Consider the following 17,590-nt stretch of genomic DNA (forward strand, 5'->3'; position numbering starts at 1 on the left):
CATGTCTTTCTGGGACGCGGCCGGACGCCGCTGGCCGATCTGGGGCGGGTTGCTGGTCGGCGTGCTCGCTCTCGGCCCGGCGCTCGGGCCCGGGTTCACGCTGGCCTACGACCTCGTGTTCGTCCCGGAGCCGGGGTTCGGCGCGGCGGCCTTCGGGCTGTCCGGCACGCTGCCCCGCGCCGTCCCCAGCGACGCGCTGGTCGCGGCGCTCGGCCTCGTCCTGCCCGGAGCGCTGGTCCAGAAGGCCGTCCTGCTGGGGATCTTCGTGCTGGCCTGCTGCGGCATGGCGGCCCTGACCGAGCGGTGGCCGCCCACCGCGCGGGTGGCCGCCGCCGTGTTCTACACCTGGAACCCCTTCGTCGCCGAACGGCTGCTGCTCGGGCACTGGGCGCTGCTGCTGGGGTACGCGGGGCTGCCCTGGGTCGTACGCGCCGTGTCCGGCGGAGGGCGGCGGGCGATCGTGGTGGCGCTGCTGCCGGCGGCGGCCGGCGGCTTCATGGCGATGATCGTCACGCTCGTGACCGCCGCGCCCGTGGCGGCCTACGCGCGTGACAGGGCCCGCAACGGAACACCCTGGAGACCACTGCGCGTGTTCGCGGTGTCGTGGGTCGTGCTGAGCCTGCCCTGGCTGGTGCCGAGCCTGGTGCGGCCGGGAGGGGTGCCCGGCGACCCGGCGGGCGTCGACGCGTTCGCGGCCCGCGCGGACACGCCGTTCGGGGCGCTCGGCAGCCTCCTCGTGCTGTCCGGGATCTGGAACGCCGAGGCCGTGCCGCCGGGGTACGGCGCGACGCTGCCGCAGATCCTGCGCCTGGCGGCGGTCGTCGTGACGCTGACCGGTTTCGCCCTGGGGAGAGGGGTTCCGGCGCGGCCGGGTCTGGCGGTGGCGGCGGTGGCGGGGTTCGCAGTGGCCGCGCTGGGCGTCACCGAGGCGGGGCGGGCGGCCCTGCGCGTGCTGGTGACGCACTGGGCGGGGTTCGCCGTTCTCCGGGACGCCCAGCAGTACGTGGCTCCGCTCGCGCTGGCGCAGGCGCTCGGCCTCGGGGCGGTCGCGGCCCGCTTACGTGGGACACCGGTGAGTTCGGTGGCAGGTGTGGCGACGAGTGTGGTGGCGGCGGGAGCGCCGCTGCTGCTGCTCCCCACGCTGGCTTTGGGTGGTCTGGGCAGGCTCGCGGCGGTGCCGTACCCGCGGGATTTCGACGAGGTGCGTGCCCGGGTCGCCGCCGACCCCGTCCCGGGGGACGTGCTGCTGCTGCCGTGGGAGGCGTACCGCGCCTACGACTGGAACGCGCGGCGCTCGGTGCTCGACCCGCTGCCCCGATATCTGACCCGGCGGGTGGTGTGGAACGACATGGTGCGGGTGGGGGACGGAAGGAGAGACGGCGCGGGAGGCGGGGTGGTCGGCGCCGAGGACCCGCGTGCCCAGGCGCTGACGCCGCTGGTGCGCTCGGGGGCTCCGCTGACCGAGGGGTTGCGGCGGGCCGGATTCCGCTTCGTCGTGCTCGACGGCGACCGATCGAACTGGAACGAGTTCCACTCGCGGCTCCGGGGCGCCCGGCCCGTCTACACCGGCAGATACGCCGCGCTGTACGCAGTCGACGCCCCTGAGCAGGCGCCGGATACGGGCCCGCCGGCCTTCGTCGTTATCCTGGGCTGGTTTGTCTCTTTTTCGTATATCTACCTTATGGTAAGAGAATCTGGTTCTAGTGTCGTCAGGCGTCGATCGTCAGACGTCGGTGAAACGGTCGAGTGAGGAGCCCTTCCATGCGCGTGCTTCTGGCGGTGGCCGTCGGCGGTCTGCTCGCCGTGGGTGCCACGGTGGGCCTGGTCAACGTGGCCGACACGGCTCCGAGCCCGGTGAACAAACCCCTGTACAACTACGGCAGCCGCTGACCGCCCCGCCGTGCCCGCTTCCCAGCCTCGGCAGGAGGCCCGTCCCCTGCTGGAGATCGTGGTCCCCGCCCGCAACGAGGAGGCGCGGATCGCCAGGGGACTGACGGAGCTGTGCGAGAGACTCGCCGCGCTGCCGTACCCCGCGCGGATCGTCGTCGTGGACAACGCCAGCACCGACGCGACGCCGGACGTCGTGCGCGCACTGCCCCCGCGTACGACGCCGATCCGGCTGATCCGCTGTGAGACGCGCGGCAAGGGCGCGGCGGTCCGGGCCGGGCTGCTCGCCACCACCGCACCTCTCATCGGGTTCTGCGACGTGGACATGGCCACCGACCTCGCCGCCCTCGACACGGTGGTCCGGCTGCTCGGCGCCGGGCAGCCCGCGGTCATCGGCTCCCGCGCCGCGCCGGGCTCGGTCGTCGAGGCGCGGCACAGCCGGGTGCGCAGGCTGGGCGCCTGGGTCTTCCGGGCTCTGGCCCGCCGGGTCACCGGCCCCATCGGGGACACCCAGTGCGGGTTCAAGTTCTTCCACGGCGACCTCGGCCGCCGGGCCGCCCGGCGGCTGCGCACGACCGGATTCGCCTTCGACGTTGAACTGCTGGCCCACGTGCACCTGCTCGGGGCCGGCGTCCGGGAGATCCCGGTGGCCTGGAGGGACGTCGGCGGCTCGACGTTCTCGTGCTGGCGGCACAGCTGGGGGGTCTTCCTGCAGATCGCGGTCATCTGGGTCAGGACGCGGCCCGGCGGCCGCGCGGCCCGCCCCCGTCTCTCCCTGTCCTTTGATCACACAGCCTCCGATCACGCGTCATCCGATCATGCTTCCTCCGTCACCGCCTGACCCCTGCCGCGCCGGCCTGCGTGTCGCCCTCGTCAACTGGCGCGATCCCTGGCACGAGCGGGCTGGGGGCGCCGAGGCGTACGCCTGGGAGATCGGCAGGCGGCTCGCGGAGCGGGGGGCGGACCTCACGTTCCGCACCGCGCGCGGCCCCGGGCAGGCGGCCGCCGAGAGCGTGGCGGGGATCAGGATCGTCCGCGGTGGCGGCACCTACACCGTGTACGCCCGCGCGGCGGCGTGGCTGTGGCGTCACCGCCGCGAGTTCGACGTGGTGATCGACTGCCAGAACGGGATCCCGTTCTTCACCCCGCTGTTCGTGCCGCGGTCGGTGCGGGTGCTGTGCGTCGTGCACCACGTCCACGACGCGCAGTTCGGCGTGCACTTCCCCGGCTGGCTCGCCCGGCTGGGACGGTTCCTCGAAGGCCCGGCGGCCCGCCGGGTCTACCGGCGGCACCTCTGCGTGGCGGTCTCCCCGTCCACCGTCGAGGCCATGCGGCGCAGGCTCGCCTGGACGGGGCCGATCACCGTCGTGCCCAACGGCGGGCACCCGCCCCGGCAGGCCCGCCACGAACGGACCGAGTGGCCCTCCCTCGTCTGCGTGGGGAGGATGGTGCCCCACAAGCGGATGGAGCTCGTCGTCGGCCTCGCCGAGACGCTGCGCGCGGAGTGGCCGGATCTCACCGTCGACCTGGTCGGCCGGGGTCCCGAACTCGGGCGCCTCACCGCCCTGGTGGCCGAGCGCGGGCTCACCCACGTCGTACGGCTGCACGGGCACGTCCCGGAGGAGGAGAAGGAGCGGCTGGTCGGCCGGGCCTGGGCGCATCTGTCCGCGTCCCAGGGCGAGGGCTGGGGGCTGAGCGTGCTGGAGGCGGCGGCGCTCGGCGTGCCGACGGTCGCCTTCGACGTCGACGGCCTGCGCGACGCCGTACGCGACGGGCGTACGGGCTGGCTGGCGGGAGAGGGCCGGTCGCTGGCGAAGGTGACGTCGGAGGCGCTCGCGCTGCTGTCCGACCCCGCGCGGGCGGCCGACGTCGCGCGGGAGTGCCGCGCCTGGGCGGCCGGGTTCACCTGGGACCGCAGCGCCGCGATGTTCGCCGGGCTCCTGCCGGACGCGCCACGGAAGGGCCGATGAGCAGCCACCCGAGCAGCCACCCGAGCAGCCCCCCGGACAGCCCCCCGGACAGCCCCCCGAGCAGCCCCCCGAGCAGCCCTCCGGACGGCCCCCCGGACAGCCCCATGAGCGCCGCCCGGATGCGGAACCGGCTGCGTCTGCTGGCCGCCTCGCTCCTGCTCGTCGCGCTCGTGTTCCGCACCAGGCCCGGTGAGCTGCTGGCAGATACGAAGATCGACCTGACGGTCGCGCCCGCGGCGTTCCTCGGGCGGGCGCTCGGCCTGTGGGACCCGGCGCAGTTCGGCCAGTTGCAGAACCAGGTCTCCGGCTATCTCTTCCCGATGGGCCAGTTCTTCCTGGGCGGGAAGCTGCTCGAGCTCGACGGGTGGGTGGTCCAGCGGCTGTGGATGGCGTTGCTCGCCGTGACGGCCCTCACCGGGATGAACCGGCTCGCGGCCCGGCTCGGGATCGGGACGCCGGAGACCCGCCTCGTCGCCGCGCTCGCCTTCGCGCTGGCGCCCCGCGCGGTGTCCGACCTCGGGGTCCTGTCGGCCGAGGTGCAGCCGATGGCGCTGCTGCCCTGGATCCTGCTGCCTCTGGTCACCGCCGCGCGGGGCGGCAACCGGGTGGTCTGCGCGGCCCGCTCGGCGTTCGCGGTGGCGTTGTGCGGCGGGGTCAACGCGGTCGCGGTGGGCGCGGTCCTCGTCGTCCCGGTGCTGTTCGTCGCCACCCGCGACCGGAAGGTCCGGCGGGTGCGGCTGCTGGCCTGGTGGCTGGCGGGGGTGGCCGCGGCGACCCTGTGGTGGACCGTCCCGCTGCTGCTCATGGGCAGGTACGCGTTCTCGTTCCTGCCCTACACCGAGAGCGCGGCGACGACCACCCAGGTGACCTCGCTGCCGAACATCCTGCGCGGCACCGCGGACTGGGTGGCCTCGATCACGGGCGGTGCGGGCCCGGGAATGCCGGTCGGCTTCGAGCTCACGCACGCGACCTGGGCGGCCGTGGCGACGTGCCTGCTGGCCGCGATCGGGCTGGCCGGCGTGCTGCGGGCCGACGTCCCGCACCGGCTGTTCCTGACGCTGACGCTGCTCGCGGGCCTGCTCGTCATGTCGGCGGGTCACCTGGGCGCGCTGGAGTCGCCGCTCGCCCCGGCGGTCCGCGAGCTGATCGACGGTCCCCTCGCGCCGCTGCGGAACCTGCGCAAGTTCGACCCCGTGGTGCGTCTGCCGCTCGCCCTCGGCGTCGCCCACGCGCTCGCCGCCGTACGGCGTCCCGAATTCAGGGAACAGTTCAGGGCGCGGCTCCTCATGGCCGGAGTGGTGGCCGCGCTGGCGGGGATCACGCTGCCCGTCCTCCAGCTCGGGCTGGCCGGGCCGGGGACGTTCCGGGAGATCCCCGGCTACTGGCACGAGGCCGCCCGATGGCTGAACGGCCGGGCCGGCGACCAGGCGGTGCTGGCGCTGCCCGGGTCCGCGTTCGGGGAGTACACCTGGGGACGGCCGCTCGACGAGCCCATGCAGCAGCTGTTCACAGTGCGCTGGGCCGAGCGGCAGATCGGGGCGGCGGGCTCGACCGGGCTCACGAGGGTGCTCGACGCGGTGGACCGGCAGGTGGCCGCCGGGCGCGGGTCTCCGGGCCTGCGCGAGGTGCTGGCCCGCCTCGGCGTCCGGTTCCTCCTGGTGCGCAACGACCTGGACCGCCGCGCCATGGAGGGCACCCTTCCCGCCCGCGTGCACCAGGCGCTCGCCGACACCGGCGGCATCTCCAGGGTCGCCTCGTTCGGTCCCGACGTCGGGTCGAGCTGGGACATGGACGACGCCGTGCTGGGCCAGGACCCGGCCTACCCCGCGCTGGAGGTGTACGAGGTCGGCGGCGCCGCCGGCGTCGTCTCGCTGCTCCCGGCCGGTGACCTGATGCGCGTGTACGGCGCTCCGGAGGGGTTGCTCGACCTGGCCGACCACGGCCTGCTGAGCGGGCGGCCCACCGTGTTGAACGCGGACCCCGGCGACGCCCGTGAGGCCGTCGTCACCGACTCGCTGCGCCGCAGGCAGCGGCACTTCGGCACCATCCGGAGGGGCGTCTCGCCGACGCTCGCCGACGGGGAGTCGCCGCCGAGGACCGGGGTCGTGGACGACTACCTGGAGCCGGGCTGGGCGCCGTTCTCCGCCACCGCCGCCTACACCGGCATAGCGGGAGTGTCGGCCTCCTCGTCGGCCTCCGACCCGGGAACGATCGCCATGCCGCAGTCGCCCGGCCGTCTCCCGTACGCCGCACTCGACGGGAACCCCTGGACGATGTGGCGGTCGGGCGGCACGGACGGGCCGCTCGGCCAGTGGATCAGGATCGACTTCGAGCGGCCGCTGCGGCTCACCCGGATCGGGGTGCGGTTCGTCGCCGATCCGGTCCTCGGGCCGCCGCCCGTCCGGGTCGCCGTGGAGACCGCGGCCGGCCGCGTCGAGCAGGACCTCACGGATGTGTCGGGGACCGGTGACGCCCAGAGCCTGCGGGTGCCCGGCGGGCCGTCGTCCTGGCTGCGGCTACGCGTCCTGCGGCTGGCCGACCAGCCGGAGGACGCGTCCGGCACCCCCTTCGGCAGCTCGGTCGGCATCGCGGAGATCACCGTTCCCGGCCTCGCCCCCGGCCGGACGTACCGGTCGCCCGACGTGTCCGGGCGGACCGCCGGGACGTCCACGACGTACGTCATGACGCGGGCGGCGGGAGAGGAGCCGCCCTGCGTGCTCGGGCCGGTGCGGTGGCTGTGTCAGCCGTCGGCGGAGCGGCAGGGAGAGGAGGGCTACACCTTCGACCACACCGTCACCGTCCCCGCCGCGGGCTCTCCGACGTTGACCGGCCGGGCCGTGCTGCGGGACGCCGCCGCCGTCGACCGGTACGCGCGACTGACTGAATTTCCGCGGGTGAGCGGGTCGAGTGTGGCCGTCGACCAGCCGGTGGCGGCGGCCAGGTCGGCCTTCGACGGCGACGCGCGCACCACCTGGATCAGCGGCGAGAACGACCGCCATCCGGAGCTGTCGATCCGGTGGGCGAAGGCCAGGACGGTCGGCCGGATCGTCGTCCAGCGCCCCAGGGGAGCGCGCCCGTGGACGTCGGTGCTGCTCACGGCGGGCGACGGCAGCGTGCGCGGCGGCTGGCTCGACGACGAGGGCGAGGTGCGGTTCCGCCCGGTGAAGACCGACCGCCTGCGCATCCAGTTCTCCCCGGCGGCCCCGCCGCTGCAGGTCACCGACGTGCTGGTCGACGGGGTCCGGCCGCTGCCGGACATCGCCGGGGTTCCGTTCACGCTCGACTGCGGCTTCGGGCCCGCTCTGACGATCGGCGGCGAGCGGGTGGCGACCCGGGTCGAGGGCGTCTACGGTGATGTGCTGACCGGGCGCCCGCTGCGCTTCACCTCCTGCGGCGAGGTGCGCGTCGCCGCGGGCGCCAACCGGATCCGGGCCGTGCCGCTGGACCCGTTCCGGGTGGACTCCGTCGTGCTGGACCCCGCCGTACTGGACTCAACACCCGCCACCGTTTCGAAGCCCTCCGGAAGGGTCTCGGTCGAGTCCTGGGGCGCCTCGCGCCGCACGGTGTCCGTCGCGGCGGAGGCCGATGCCTACCTGGTGGTGGGGGAGAACTTCAACCCGGGCTGGACCGCGACCGTGGCGGGGCGCGCCCTGACGGCCGTGCGGATCGACGGCTGGCGGCAGGCGTGGCGGGTCCCCGCGGGCACGTCGGGGGTCGTCCGGCTCGACTACACGCCCGACCGGGTCTACCGCGTCGTGCTGGTCGCGGGCCTCGCCGGTCTGCTCCTGGTGGTGTGCCTCGCGACGCGTCCGATCCGGCTGCGCGTCCCCCGGGCCGTACGGACCCGGGCGGGGGCCGTGGACCGGCGGCTGCTGCCCGCGGCGGCGGCCGCGGCGGGGTGGTGGATCGCCGGTCCCGCGGGCCTCGCGGTGGTCACCGGCTGCGTTCTCGCCGCCCTGTGGGGAAGACCGGCGCTCGGCCGTCTCCTGCGGTCGCCGCTGCCGGCGGTGTCGCTGCCTGTGGTGTCGCTGTCGGTGGCGTCACTGCTCGTGCCCGCCGGAGTGCTGGCGACCCTCTCGTGGGGCGACTCCTGGCAGCAGCGGGCCGCGCAACTGCTCTGCCTTCCCGTCGTCGCGGCGCTACTGGTCGCGCTCGCGGCGCCCGCGGCGGCCGAGCCGAAGACCGAGTCGGCGGGCGGGCTGCTCGACGAGGAAGTGGCTCAGGACGGCGACCAGGACCGAGACGGGCACGACCACGAGCAGCACCGGCCAGAACCCGCCCGTTAGGGGCTTCATGTCCGCGAGCCGGTAGAGAGCGGCGATCACCAGCACGTGCCACAGGAACAGGCTGTAGGAGACACGGCCGAGGAAGCGCATCACCGGGTTGCCCAGGGCCCGGTCGGCGAAGCTCGCCCGTCCGTCCGAGAGCGCCAGGGGCGCGACGAGAAAGACCGCCGTGATCCCGTAGAGCGCGGTTTTGAAGCACGAGGCCCAGAACGTGTCCCCGCTCAGGGTCCTGGGGCCGGTCAGCTCGGTGCTGGCGACGACGAAGGTCAGCGCGGAGATCAGCCAGCAGGCGCCGGCGGAGGAGCCGAGCGCGCGGCACAGCACGCTCACCCGGCCGCTCGGCCGCGCCTGCGCCCAGGCGGCGAGCAGGGAGACGGCCATGCCCAGGGAGAACCACAGCAGGTAGCGCGGCAGGTGCATGCCCATCGTCGGCTTCCAGGCAGGCCAGAAGGTCAGGGCGATGTAGGCGAACGAGACCGAGCCGAGGAGGGCGAGCGCCACCAGGGCGCGGGAACCTCTCCGGTCCACGTCACCGTCCCGGCGCGTCGCGAGGTACGCGACCCCCGCGCCGAACAGCGGGAGCGCCAGGTAGAAGGTCGCCTCCACCGGGAGGGTCCACATCTGGTAGAGCCCCTCGGGGCCGGTCCCGGTCCACCACGGGTCGGGATCGTAGATCGAGAGCAGGCCGAGCCATTCGACCCACGTCCGCACCGAGCCCAGCCGCGCGGAGTGGAACGCGACCAGCCCGGCGATCACGGCCACCCAGTAGGCCGGAAGCACGCGGAGCGCACGCCGCCACAGGTAGACGCGTACGTCGGGGCGTCGCCCCGAGCCGAGGAGGGCGGCCGCCCAGGGGCGGTAGAGAAGCAGGCCGGAGAGCACGAAGAAGATCGCGACGCCCACGTCGCCGTGGGCGACGAGCCAGGAGAACTGCGTGTCCCCGTACATCTCCCCGGTGACCGAGGCGACGTGCAGCGTCAGCACGAGCAGCGCGGCGACCGCCCGGATTCCGTCGAGGGAGTTCAGATGACCGCCGTCGCCGGGGACCGGTCCCGCGGGCGTGTCGAGGTCGACCTGCGTGGCGGTCAAAACTGATCACTCCGGCACATAGGCGTACGATCGGCACACTGTATCTCAGGCCCGGCGCCGCAGACGTCCGTAAATAGAACGTGTTCTTATCGATTTGGCGGCCGTCGCTGGCGGCGGTCACGAGCCCGCACTACGATACGCGGGCCAACCAGACAAATTCGGCATAACAGGTTCCAGGCCGTACTGGGGAGATCCCGGAGGACTTGATGAGACGGACCGGTGGACTCGTTCTCCTCGCGCTGGGGGTGTTCTTCGTCGTGCTGGCTCCGCTGCTCCGCTTCTGGGCGGCGGACCGGCTCGTGCACGCGCCCGCGGACCAGGACAGCACGACGGAACTGAGCGCGCCGAACGCCCGTTACTTCAGCGTCGCCGACATGAAGGTCCTCACCGGGAACCTCGCCATCACCGTGACCACCCGCGGGGACACGGCGGAGTCGGCCGGCGACCACGTCGTGTGGGACCAGTTCACCAACGTCAACGACGTCACCAACGAACGCCGCGGCATCTCCTTCAGCCTGTTCCGCAGCGCCTTCAACAAGTACGACGGCACCGGGGTCAACTGCTGCCAGGTCAACGTGGACAAGACGCCGGTGCGGCTGCAGGGGCAGATCTTCCTGTTCCCCTTCGGGGTCGAGAAGAAGACCTACCCGGTCTACAACCCTGCCGCCAAGCAGGCCTTCCCGGCGGAGTTCGCCGGGGAGGAGGTGCTGGACGGGCTGCGGGTCTACCGGTTCGTGCAGAAGATCCCCCCGACGGTCACCGACACGCTCAAGGTGCCCGCCACCGTGCTCGGGATGAAGGGGAAGGGGGACAAGCAGGCCGAGCGCGTGTACGACGGCACGACCACCTTCTGGGTCGAGCCCGAGACCGGCCTGCCGGTGAAGCAGGAGCAGCGGCGCCACGAGGTGCTGAAGACCGGCGACGGCGTCGAGCGCACCCCCGCCCTCGTCGGCACCGCGACCTACACCCCGGAGACGGTCGGCTCGCTCGTCCGCACGGCCAGGGACAACATGAACCAGATCGCGCTGCTGAAGACCACGATCCCGCTGGTCTCGCTGATCGTCGGTCTCGCGTTCCTCCTCGTCGGAGGCTGGCTCATGCGGCCCGAGCGGCCGGAGCGGTTCGAGTATTCGGAGCAGCCGTCGTGAGGCATCTCGGCGTTCTCGCGCACAGCACGGGAGGAGCCGCCCTCTGCTTCCTCACGTTCTGCGAGGAGGGCTTCCACCGGACCGGCCGCAACGAGCATCCAGACATCACCCTGGACTACATCGCCTTCGGCTACAGCATGCCCGCCTGGGAGGCGGGGGACCACGCGACCGTCCGCGCCACCCTGGCCAGGAGCGCCGATCGGCTCGCGCGGGCCGGCGCCGACTTCTTCGTCTGCCCGGACAACACCGCCCACCTGGCTCTGGAGGCGCCGGGACCGGACCTGCCGCTGCCGGGCCTGCACATCGCCGAGGTCGTCGCGGACCAGGCGGCGGCCGAGGGGCGCACGCGCGTGGGCGTCCTGGGCACCAGGTTCACGATGGACGGCCCGCTGTATCCCCGTGCGCTCGCCGCCCGCGGGATCGCCGCCGAACTGCCGGACGCCGGTGACCGCGACCTGGTCGACAAGGTCATCTTCACGGAACTGGTGAACGGCGTGATCAGCGAGGCGTCGCGCCGGGAGTACCTCCGGGTCATCGAACGGCTGGCCGCCCGCGGCTGCGACGCGGTCGCCCTCGTCTGCACCGAGATCCCGTTGCTGATCACGCCCGAGGTCTCCGCCCTGCCGACCCTGGACTCGACCCGTCTGCTGGCCCGCGTGGCCTACGAGGTCGCCGTCGGCGAGCGGCCGATGCCCGTCTGGCGCGGCGGCGGAACGCGGGAAGGCTTCCCCGCCGGTCGGGCGGGGGAGCCTTCCTGAGCTGGTGATCAGCCGGTGACCAGGGTGAGGCCGTAGACGGAGAGGATCTCGTTGACGGGCTGGAAGTAGGTGGTGCCGCCGCTGGAGCAGTTGCCGGAGCCGCCGGAGGTCACGCCCTGGGCCTGGCTGCCGGAGATGAACGAGCCGCCGGAGTCGCCGGGCTCGGCGCAGACGTTGGTGCGGGTCAGCCCGCTGACCGTGCCCTGCGAGTAGCGGACGCTGGCGTTGAGCTGCTGCACGGTGCCGCAGTGCCAGCCGGTGGTCGAGCCGGACCGGCAGATCGAGGAGCCGACGGCGGCCACGGACGAGCCCTTCACGACGACGTTGCCGCCGCTGTAGTTGTTCACCCAGGGCCTGACGGTCCAGTTGCTGTTGACCGCGGCCCAGGAGTAGTCGTTGCCGGGGAACGAGTAGCCCTGGAAGGTGCCCATGAGGACGTGGTTGTAGCCGTACACGGTGCTGCCGGCGGTGGCGCAGTGCCCGGCGTCGACGAACCCGGGCGTGCTGCCCTTGCGCACGGAGAAGCCGATCGAGCAGCGGGCCGAGCTGCCGATGTAGTAGGCGTCGCCGCCGCGGACGTCGTAGAAGGTCTGCGGCGCCTCGCCCGACCGCTCGACGCGTACGGCCGACTTGTCGGCGCCGCTGGCCGCGACGAGCTTCTCGGCCGCGGCGGTGTCGGAGGCCAGCACGACCACGCTGTTGGTGCGCACGTCGACGTACCAGAGGGAGGCGGCGGAGGCGGGCGCGCCGGCGGCGGCCTTGTCCAGCGCGGCCGCGGTGGCGTCGAGGGCGCCCAGGTTGCGGGAGACGACCGTCGGCTGCGCGCCGGCGGACAGGATGGCGCCCGCCTTCGAGGCGTCGGTGGTGGCGACGATCAGACTGTCGGAGGTGACGCCGGAGACCCAGGATCCGGCGTAGGCGTCGCCGAGCGTGGCCCGGACCTTGGCGTCGGTGTTCATGGCCTTGGCCTCGTTGGCCAGGCGGGCGTTGGCCTGGTCGGCGCTGAGCCCGAGGTCGCGCTGCATCGCCTCGATCATGCCGGGCGACGGAGTGCCGATGGAAGAGGCGGAGGAGTTGCTCGGCTCGGCCAGGGCCGGGGTGGCGACCGTGGCGAGGGCCGTGACGGCCAGGGCGCATGCGGCGGTTACCGTGCGTCTGCGGAGCATGTGGGGCTCTCCTTGTCTTCGGGGGGTGCCGTCAACGTAACCGACCATCCGCGTCACGCGGATCTATCAGTTCGCCCCTATCACGGCGTTATGGAAAGCTCCTCCGCGAAGGATGTCACGGCACGGCACCATAGTCAGGATTGGTGACGAGCCAGTCCGCGTAGCGTGAGCTGCGCCTGACGGCGTCAGCGTACGCGGCTCGTGCCTGGGCCGCCACCACCGGCGCGGCCCGCGCGCCGATCGATCCCGAGTGCCAGCCGAGCAGGTGCCGCCAGCCCAGCGGAGCCCCCGCCAGCGGCATCATCACGAGTCCGGACGTGAGCTGGAACGTGGCCTGGCACAGGGCGACGGCCTTGCCGACGCCGACCAGGTGCAGGCAGGTGCCCACGTCCGTCTCGTAGATGGACTCGGGCACGAACCCGGCACGCGCGCAGGCGGTGGCGAAGCAGTCGGAGAAGCACCCGTCCCCCGGGGCCACCACCCAGCGCTCGTCGGCGAGGCGGGACAGCTCCAGTTCCTTCTCCCCGGCGAGGGGGTGCTCCTCGCCCAGGAGCACGAAGACCGGGTCCATGCCCACCGTGGTCCAGCTCATCGCGTCGGCCTGAGGCGGAGGGCTGTCGCCGCACCTGCCGAGGAGCACGAAGTCGAGCCGGCCGGCCGCGGCCAGCCCGGTCAGCTCGTCGGCCGACCAGGAGGTGCGGGTGGTGATCGGGATCCCGGGCTGCGCCGCGGTCAGCCGTTCGACGAGCCCGCCGAGTATGGGGCCGTGCGTGGCGCCGAGCCGGTAGCCGGGCAGTTTGACCGAGGTGTTGGCGAACCGTACGGCGTCCTCCTGGAGGTCGCGTACGGCGGGCAGCAGCACCCGCGCGCGGGCCAGCACCATCTCACCGAGGGGAGTGGGGCGGGCGCCGTTGCGGTCGCGTTCGAACAGCGGCCCTCCGAGTGAGCGTTCGATGCGTTTGAGCTGGGCGGTGAGGGATGGTTGGGCGAGGCCTAGCCGGGTGGCCGCCTTCGTGACGCTCCCGGCTTCGGCTACCGCGTGCACGATCCTGAGGTGGCGGATCTCCAGATCCATACCGGGAAACTACGGCGACAGTGGTATGGCCGCAATCCCACATTGTCATGAAATTTGACTTTAACGCGTGAGCAGAGGGGGCGGTGCGGCTCGTGCGGCGCCCTGCGCTTTACTGACGGTGGAGTGTCACGAGCGGGGGAGGACGCCGGATGAGCCGTGCCCTGGACGATGCCCGAGACGATGCCCGGGACGAGACGCCGGACGCCGCGCCGATCCTCGGCAACGTCCCGGGGTCGTACGCGCTGAGCGTGTTCCGGGAGCGGCATCCCGTCCTGATCAAGCAGGTCAGGGAGGCGTTGCCGTACACACCGGACCGGCGGCGCGCGCTCGACCGGCTCCTCGGCGAGGTCGAGCGCGACGTCATGGAGCCGCTGGAGCCGTCCGCGCACGACGGCGCCGCCTGGGCCGAGTGGGGCCGCGGCAAGATCGGCGGCCGCTGGGTCGACGCGCCGTTCCTGTGGGCCGAGAGCTACTTCTACCGGAAGCTGCTTGAGGCCACCGGATACTTCGGCGACGGCCCGTGGCGGGGGGTCGACCCGTTCGGCCCCCTGAAGCAGGCCGAGCTCGACGGGCCGGACGTGGACGGAGAGCTCGCCGCGCTCGACGAGACCGCCGCGCTGTCCCCGGACAAGCGGGCCGAGGCGCTCCTGCTCGGCTCACTCTGGGGCAACCGCGCGGACCTCTCCCACGGCGCCACAGGCGCCGGCGGCGGCGAGCGGGCCACCGGCCTGGTCGTGGACGACGGCCCCCTGCTCCGCGCGCTGCTCGGCGACCTGGCCCCGGCGAGGATCTGCCTGGTCGCCGACAACGCGGGGCGGGAGCTGCTGCCCGATCTCGTGCTGGCCGACCATCTCCTCGCCCACGGGCGGGCGAGCGAGGTCACGCTGCACGTCAAGCCGGTCCCCTACTTCGTGTCCGACGCCACGCCGTCCGACGTGCTCGCGTGCCTGCGGCGGCTCGCCGCGGCCCCCGGCCGGGCGGGGGAGGCCGGCGCCCGGCTCTGGGCGGCGACGGAGGACGGGCGGCTCACGCTGCGGGCGCATCCGTTCGCGTGCGCCCCGCTGCCGTACGCGGACATGCCGGACGACCTGCGCGGCGAGTTCGCGGCGGCCGACCTCACGATCATGAAGGGCGACCTGAACTACCGCAGGCTCACCGGTGACCGGATGTGGCCCCCGGCCACCCCGTTTGCCGCGGTCACCGGCTACTTCCCCGGTCCGGTCGTCGCGCTCCGCACGCTGAAGTCGGACGCGCTCGTCGGCGTGCCCGAGCACACCGTGGCCGAGCTGGACGCGACCGGCCGCTCCTGGCGTACCAGCGGCACCCACGCCATGATCCAGGGCCGCCGCGCTCACAAGGTGGGTCAGGAGGCGGCGTAGGCGGCGGCGAGCGCCCCGAAGACCTCCTTGGGCTCCCGGCGGCCGTCCTCCAGCACGCGGACCACCCCGTAGGAGGCCAGGTCGAGGTCCCGGCGCGGATCCGGGTGGTGCGGCAGGTCGTAGCCGGCGAAGGTGAACCAGAAGGCGGTGTCCACGCCCTCCTCCTCGAACACCGTGAGAAGTTCGCGCAGGTAGCGGACCTGCTCGCCCTCGTCGCGGAGGTAGTCGCCGTTCAGCCGGGGCGGCTGGGCCGTGTCGTCGACGATGGCCCACGCCATGCCGCCACGTGCGCCTGCCCCTGTGTAGGCGCACGTGCCGAACTCGGTGACGGCCACCGGCCTGCCGTGCCGGAACCGGGAGCGGAGATCCTCGCGGTAGGTGCCCGTGCGCCCGCCCGGGAGGAAACCGGTGTCGTAGTTGATGCCTCTGCCTCTCATCGCCCACTCCTGGCCTCGATGCCGACCATCCCCATGATCGGCCCGGAACCGAACGCGCCCGCGAGCACAAGCCCCAGCGCGATGGCGGCGATCAGCAGCACGTTGGACAGCCAGATCATCGTGGCGACCGGCAGCGTGAACGCGCCGGCCAGCCGGACCACGCACTCGGCGAGCAGCACGCCGCCCCAGATCGCGCTGAACCTCCGCTCGGCCCGGCGGAACCGGGCCGAGCCCTCCGCGAGCCGCTCCCAGGCCGCCTCCTTCGCCGCGTTCCCCTTCGTGACGAACGGGCGCATGCCCGCGGTCATCACCGGCCGCCGCGTGAACGCCGAGAGCAGGATCGCCAGTCTGAGCACTCCGCTGAGACCGGAGTCCTTGGCGATCATCATCCGGGCGTCGCCGGTGAGGAAGCTCAGCGCGATGCCCGCCACGTTGACCACGAGCGTCAGCGCGGCCATGCCGTTCAGGGTCCGTTCGCGGACGATCCCGGCGATCACCCGGACGGCCGGGATCACCCCGCTCACGGCGAGCGCGGCGACCTCGCTCAGCCCGAACGCGCCGTGCAGGACGTAGTAGCAGGCGAGCGGCGCGGCGATGTCCAGCGCCAGCGGGACGAGCATCCGGCGGAGGCCGCCCCTTCGCGGCTGGGCGGCGTCCGGCGAAGCGGCCGAAACGGCCGAAGCGGCCGGGAGGTCAGGGGAGGTCAGGGTCTGCGTCATCGGCGCGGCTCCTCCGGGGGTGGGCGCTGGTGTCTTCCTGCGCCTCAAGCCTCCCGGAACCCGGTTCCGCCGGACAGATTCGCCGATCCCGACTCCGGCAGTACAAATGTCCCGGGTCGTACGACCTGCGGGTCAGGCCTTCGCGCCGCCCTCGCGGGCCAGGGCGGCGACGACGCCGAGACCGAGGTAGACGACGCCGCTGCCCCGGTCGAGCCGCCGCCGGGCCCGCGCCGACGACCGCAGCCGCCCGGCCAGCACCGAGGCCAGCAGCGCGTACGTGCCGTCGCTGGCCATGCCGAGCGCCACCCAGACGGCCCCGAGCACCAGCACCTGCAGCGCCACCGGCCCGCGCGCGGGATCGACGAACTGCGGCAGGAACGCAAGGAAGAACATCGCGGTCTTCGGGTTGAGCACGTTGACCACGAACCCCTCGCCGAACAGGCGGCTGCGCGAGGCGACCATGACCTCGGCGGCCTCCGTCTCCGGCCGCCGCAGCAGCTTGCGTACGCCCAGGTAGACGAGGTAGGCGGCGCCGAGATACTTGACGACGGCGAACGCCGTGGCCGACGCGGCGAGCAGCGCGGTGATCCCCAGCGCGGCGGCGGCGATGTGCACCAGTGAGCCCGCGTGGACGCCGAGGACGGACACCAGCCCCGCCGTACGGCCCTGCGCGACGCTGCGGGTGACGATGTAGAGCACGGCGGGTCCCGGCACCACGAGCAGGGCGAGCGTGGCGGCGGCGAAGAGGGCGAGTGCGGGCAGCGTAGGCATGTCCGGATCGTACGGACGCCGCCCTCGTGCGGGCATCCCGATTTTTCGCGAGCGCCCGGTCAGAGTGCCCGGTCAGAGTGCCCGGCCAGGGCGCCCCGTCAGAGCAGGGTGAGCACCCGGGGGCCGTCCTCGGTGATCGCGATCGTGTGCTCCATGTGGGCGGCCCGGCTGCCGTCGGTGGTGTGCAACGTCCAGCCGTCCGCCGCCGTGAGGTAGCCGTCCCGGCCGCCGGCGATGAACATCGGCTCGATGGCCAGCGCCAGGCCGTGCCGCAGCGGATAACCCCGCCCGGGGCGGCCGTGGTTGGGCACCGGCGGGTCCTCGTGCATCCGGCGGCCGATGCCGTGGCCGCCGAAGTCCCTCGGCATGCCGTACCCGGCGTCGCGGGCGACCGCGTCGATCGCCGCGGAGATGTCCCCGATGCGGTTGCCGACGGTCGCGGCGGCGATCCCCGCGTCGAGCGCCCGCCGTGTCGTGTCGATCAGCTCCACGTCACCGGTGCGGGGAGTGCCGACGACGAAGGTGACGGCGGCGTCGGCCGTCCAGCCGTCCAGTTCCGCCCCGCAGTCCACGCCCACGACGTCCCCGTCACGCAGCCGGTAGTCGCCCGGGACGCCGTGCACGATGGCGTCGTTGACGGACACGCAGATCACCGCGGGGAACGGGCTCGGCGCGAAGTGCGGCCGGTAGCCGAGGAAGGGCGAACGCGCCCCCGCCTCGCGCAGCACCTCCCGAGCCGTCTCGTCCAGTTCCCTGAGCCGCATCCCGACGGCCGCCGTCCGGCGCGCGGCGTCGAGCGCGCGGGCGACGACGCGCCCCGCCTCCCGCATCGCGTCCAGCGCGGCGTCGGTCTTGATCTCCACCATGACGCACTCCTCCAAGTGACACCAATAACTATACCGGTA

The 17,590-nt window shown here is 73.3% G+C and carries 14 protein-coding genes and 1 pseudogene; 8 read left to right on the plus strand and 7 right to left on the minus strand.

The features are described 5' to 3' along the window. Position 1: 1 nt before the first annotated feature. From HHX40_RS07135 to HHX40_RS36350, 5 genes and pseudogenes are all read left to right on the plus strand, one after another. Positions 2-1,750, plus strand: coding sequence for a hypothetical protein (locus HHX40_RS07135; protein ID WP_182879861.1), 1,749 nt, complete (start codon positions 2-4; stop codon positions 1,748-1,750). An 11-nt stretch (positions 1,751-1,761) separates the two neighbouring features. Continuing rightward, positions 1,762-1,890 carry a hypothetical protein gene (locus HHX40_RS36345; protein WP_259402704.1) on the plus strand — a complete coding sequence of 43 codons (129 nt, stop codon included), beginning with the start codon at positions 1,762-1,764 and terminating at the stop codon, positions 1,888-1,890. 10 nt (positions 1,891-1,900) lie between these two features. Then, positions 1,901-2,728 carry a glycosyltransferase gene (locus tag HHX40_RS07140; RefSeq protein WP_182879862.1) on the plus strand — a complete coding sequence of 276 codons (828 nt, stop codon included), beginning with the start codon at positions 1,901-1,903 and terminating at the stop codon, positions 2,726-2,728. After that, positions 2,706-3,857 carry a glycosyltransferase family 4 protein gene (locus HHX40_RS07145; RefSeq protein WP_182879863.1) on the plus strand — a complete coding sequence of 384 codons (1,152 nt, stop codon included), beginning with the start codon at positions 2,706-2,708 and terminating at the stop codon, positions 3,855-3,857. The genes HHX40_RS07140 and HHX40_RS07145 overlap by 23 nt, the downstream gene beginning before the upstream one ends. A 119-nt stretch (positions 3,858-3,976) precedes the next feature. After that, positions 3,977-5,932: pseudogene (locus HHX40_RS36350) on the plus strand (alpha-(1->3)-arabinofuranosyltransferase family protein); the annotation flags it as partial. Between the two features lie 2,064 nt (positions 5,933-7,996). On the opposite strand, the gene HHX40_RS36355 reads toward HHX40_RS36350, so the two are convergent. Next, positions 7,997-9,232, minus strand: coding sequence for an acyltransferase family protein (locus HHX40_RS36355; RefSeq protein WP_259403305.1), 1,236 nt, complete (start codon positions 9,230-9,232; stop codon positions 7,997-7,999). A gap of 206 nt (positions 9,233-9,438) precedes the next feature. Between HHX40_RS36355 and HHX40_RS07155 the strand changes: the two genes are divergently transcribed. Next, positions 9,439-10,380, plus strand: coding sequence for a DUF3068 domain-containing protein (locus HHX40_RS07155; protein WP_182876156.1), 942 nt, complete (start codon positions 9,439-9,441; stop codon positions 10,378-10,380). Next, positions 10,377-11,138: an aspartate/glutamate racemase family protein gene (locus HHX40_RS07160; protein WP_182879865.1), complete on the plus strand. Its 762-nt coding sequence runs from the start codon at positions 10,377-10,379 to the stop codon at positions 11,136-11,138. The genes HHX40_RS07155 and HHX40_RS07160 overlap by 4 nt, the downstream gene beginning before the upstream one ends. Before the next feature lie 8 nt (positions 11,139-11,146). Here HHX40_RS07160 and HHX40_RS07165 read toward each other — a convergent pair whose 3' ends face one another. Both HHX40_RS07165 and HHX40_RS07170 read right to left on the minus strand, forming a co-directional pair. Continuing rightward, positions 11,147-12,304 (minus strand): S1 family peptidase, encoded by a 1,158-nt coding sequence (locus tag HHX40_RS07165; protein ID WP_111699442.1) that lies wholly within the window; start codon positions 12,302-12,304, stop codon positions 11,147-11,149. Positions 12,305-12,419: 115 nt separating this feature from the next. Next, entirely contained in the window at positions 12,420-13,379 is a 960-nt protein-coding gene (locus HHX40_RS07170) for a LysR family transcriptional regulator (RefSeq protein ID WP_182879866.1), read from the minus strand. Between the two features lie 149 nt (positions 13,380-13,528). On the opposite strand from HHX40_RS07170, the gene HHX40_RS07175 reads away from it, so the two are divergent. Beyond that, positions 13,529-14,758 (plus strand): damage-control phosphatase ARMT1 family protein, encoded by a 1,230-nt coding sequence (locus tag HHX40_RS07175; protein WP_182879867.1) that lies wholly within the window; start codon positions 13,529-13,531, stop codon positions 14,756-14,758. On the opposite strand, the gene HHX40_RS07180 is transcribed toward HHX40_RS07175, so the two are convergent. The 4 genes from HHX40_RS07180 to map form a co-directional block, all read right to left on the minus strand. Then, positions 14,743-15,195, minus strand: a complete 453-nt coding sequence (locus tag HHX40_RS07180) for a hypothetical protein (protein ID WP_182879868.1) — start codon at positions 15,193-15,195, stop codon at positions 14,743-14,745. The genes HHX40_RS07175 and HHX40_RS07180 overlap by 16 nt on opposite strands. Then, a complete protein-coding gene (locus tag HHX40_RS07185; RefSeq protein WP_220498757.1) occupies positions 15,192-15,914 on the minus strand; it encodes a VC0807 family protein in 723 nt (240 codons plus the stop codon). Before HHX40_RS07185 ends, HHX40_RS07180 begins: the two co-directional genes overlap by 4 nt. 132 nt (positions 15,915-16,046) lie before the next feature. Continuing rightward, the gene (locus tag HHX40_RS07190; RefSeq protein WP_182879869.1) at positions 16,047-16,685 is read right to left on the minus strand and encodes a LysE family translocator; all 639 of its coding nucleotides are present in this window, start codon (positions 16,683-16,685) and stop codon (positions 16,047-16,049) included. 98 nt (positions 16,686-16,783) lie between these two features. After that, complete coding sequence (gene map, locus HHX40_RS07195) at positions 16,784-17,551, minus strand: type I methionyl aminopeptidase (protein ID WP_182879870.1); 768 nt, start codon at positions 17,549-17,551, stop codon at positions 16,784-16,786. Positions 17,552-17,590 lie beyond the last annotated feature (39 nt).

It is taken from the genome of Microbispora sp. H10949 (assembly GCF_014161435.1).
GTDB lineage: Bacteria > Actinomycetota > Actinomycetes > Streptosporangiales > Streptosporangiaceae > Microbispora > Microbispora triticiradicis.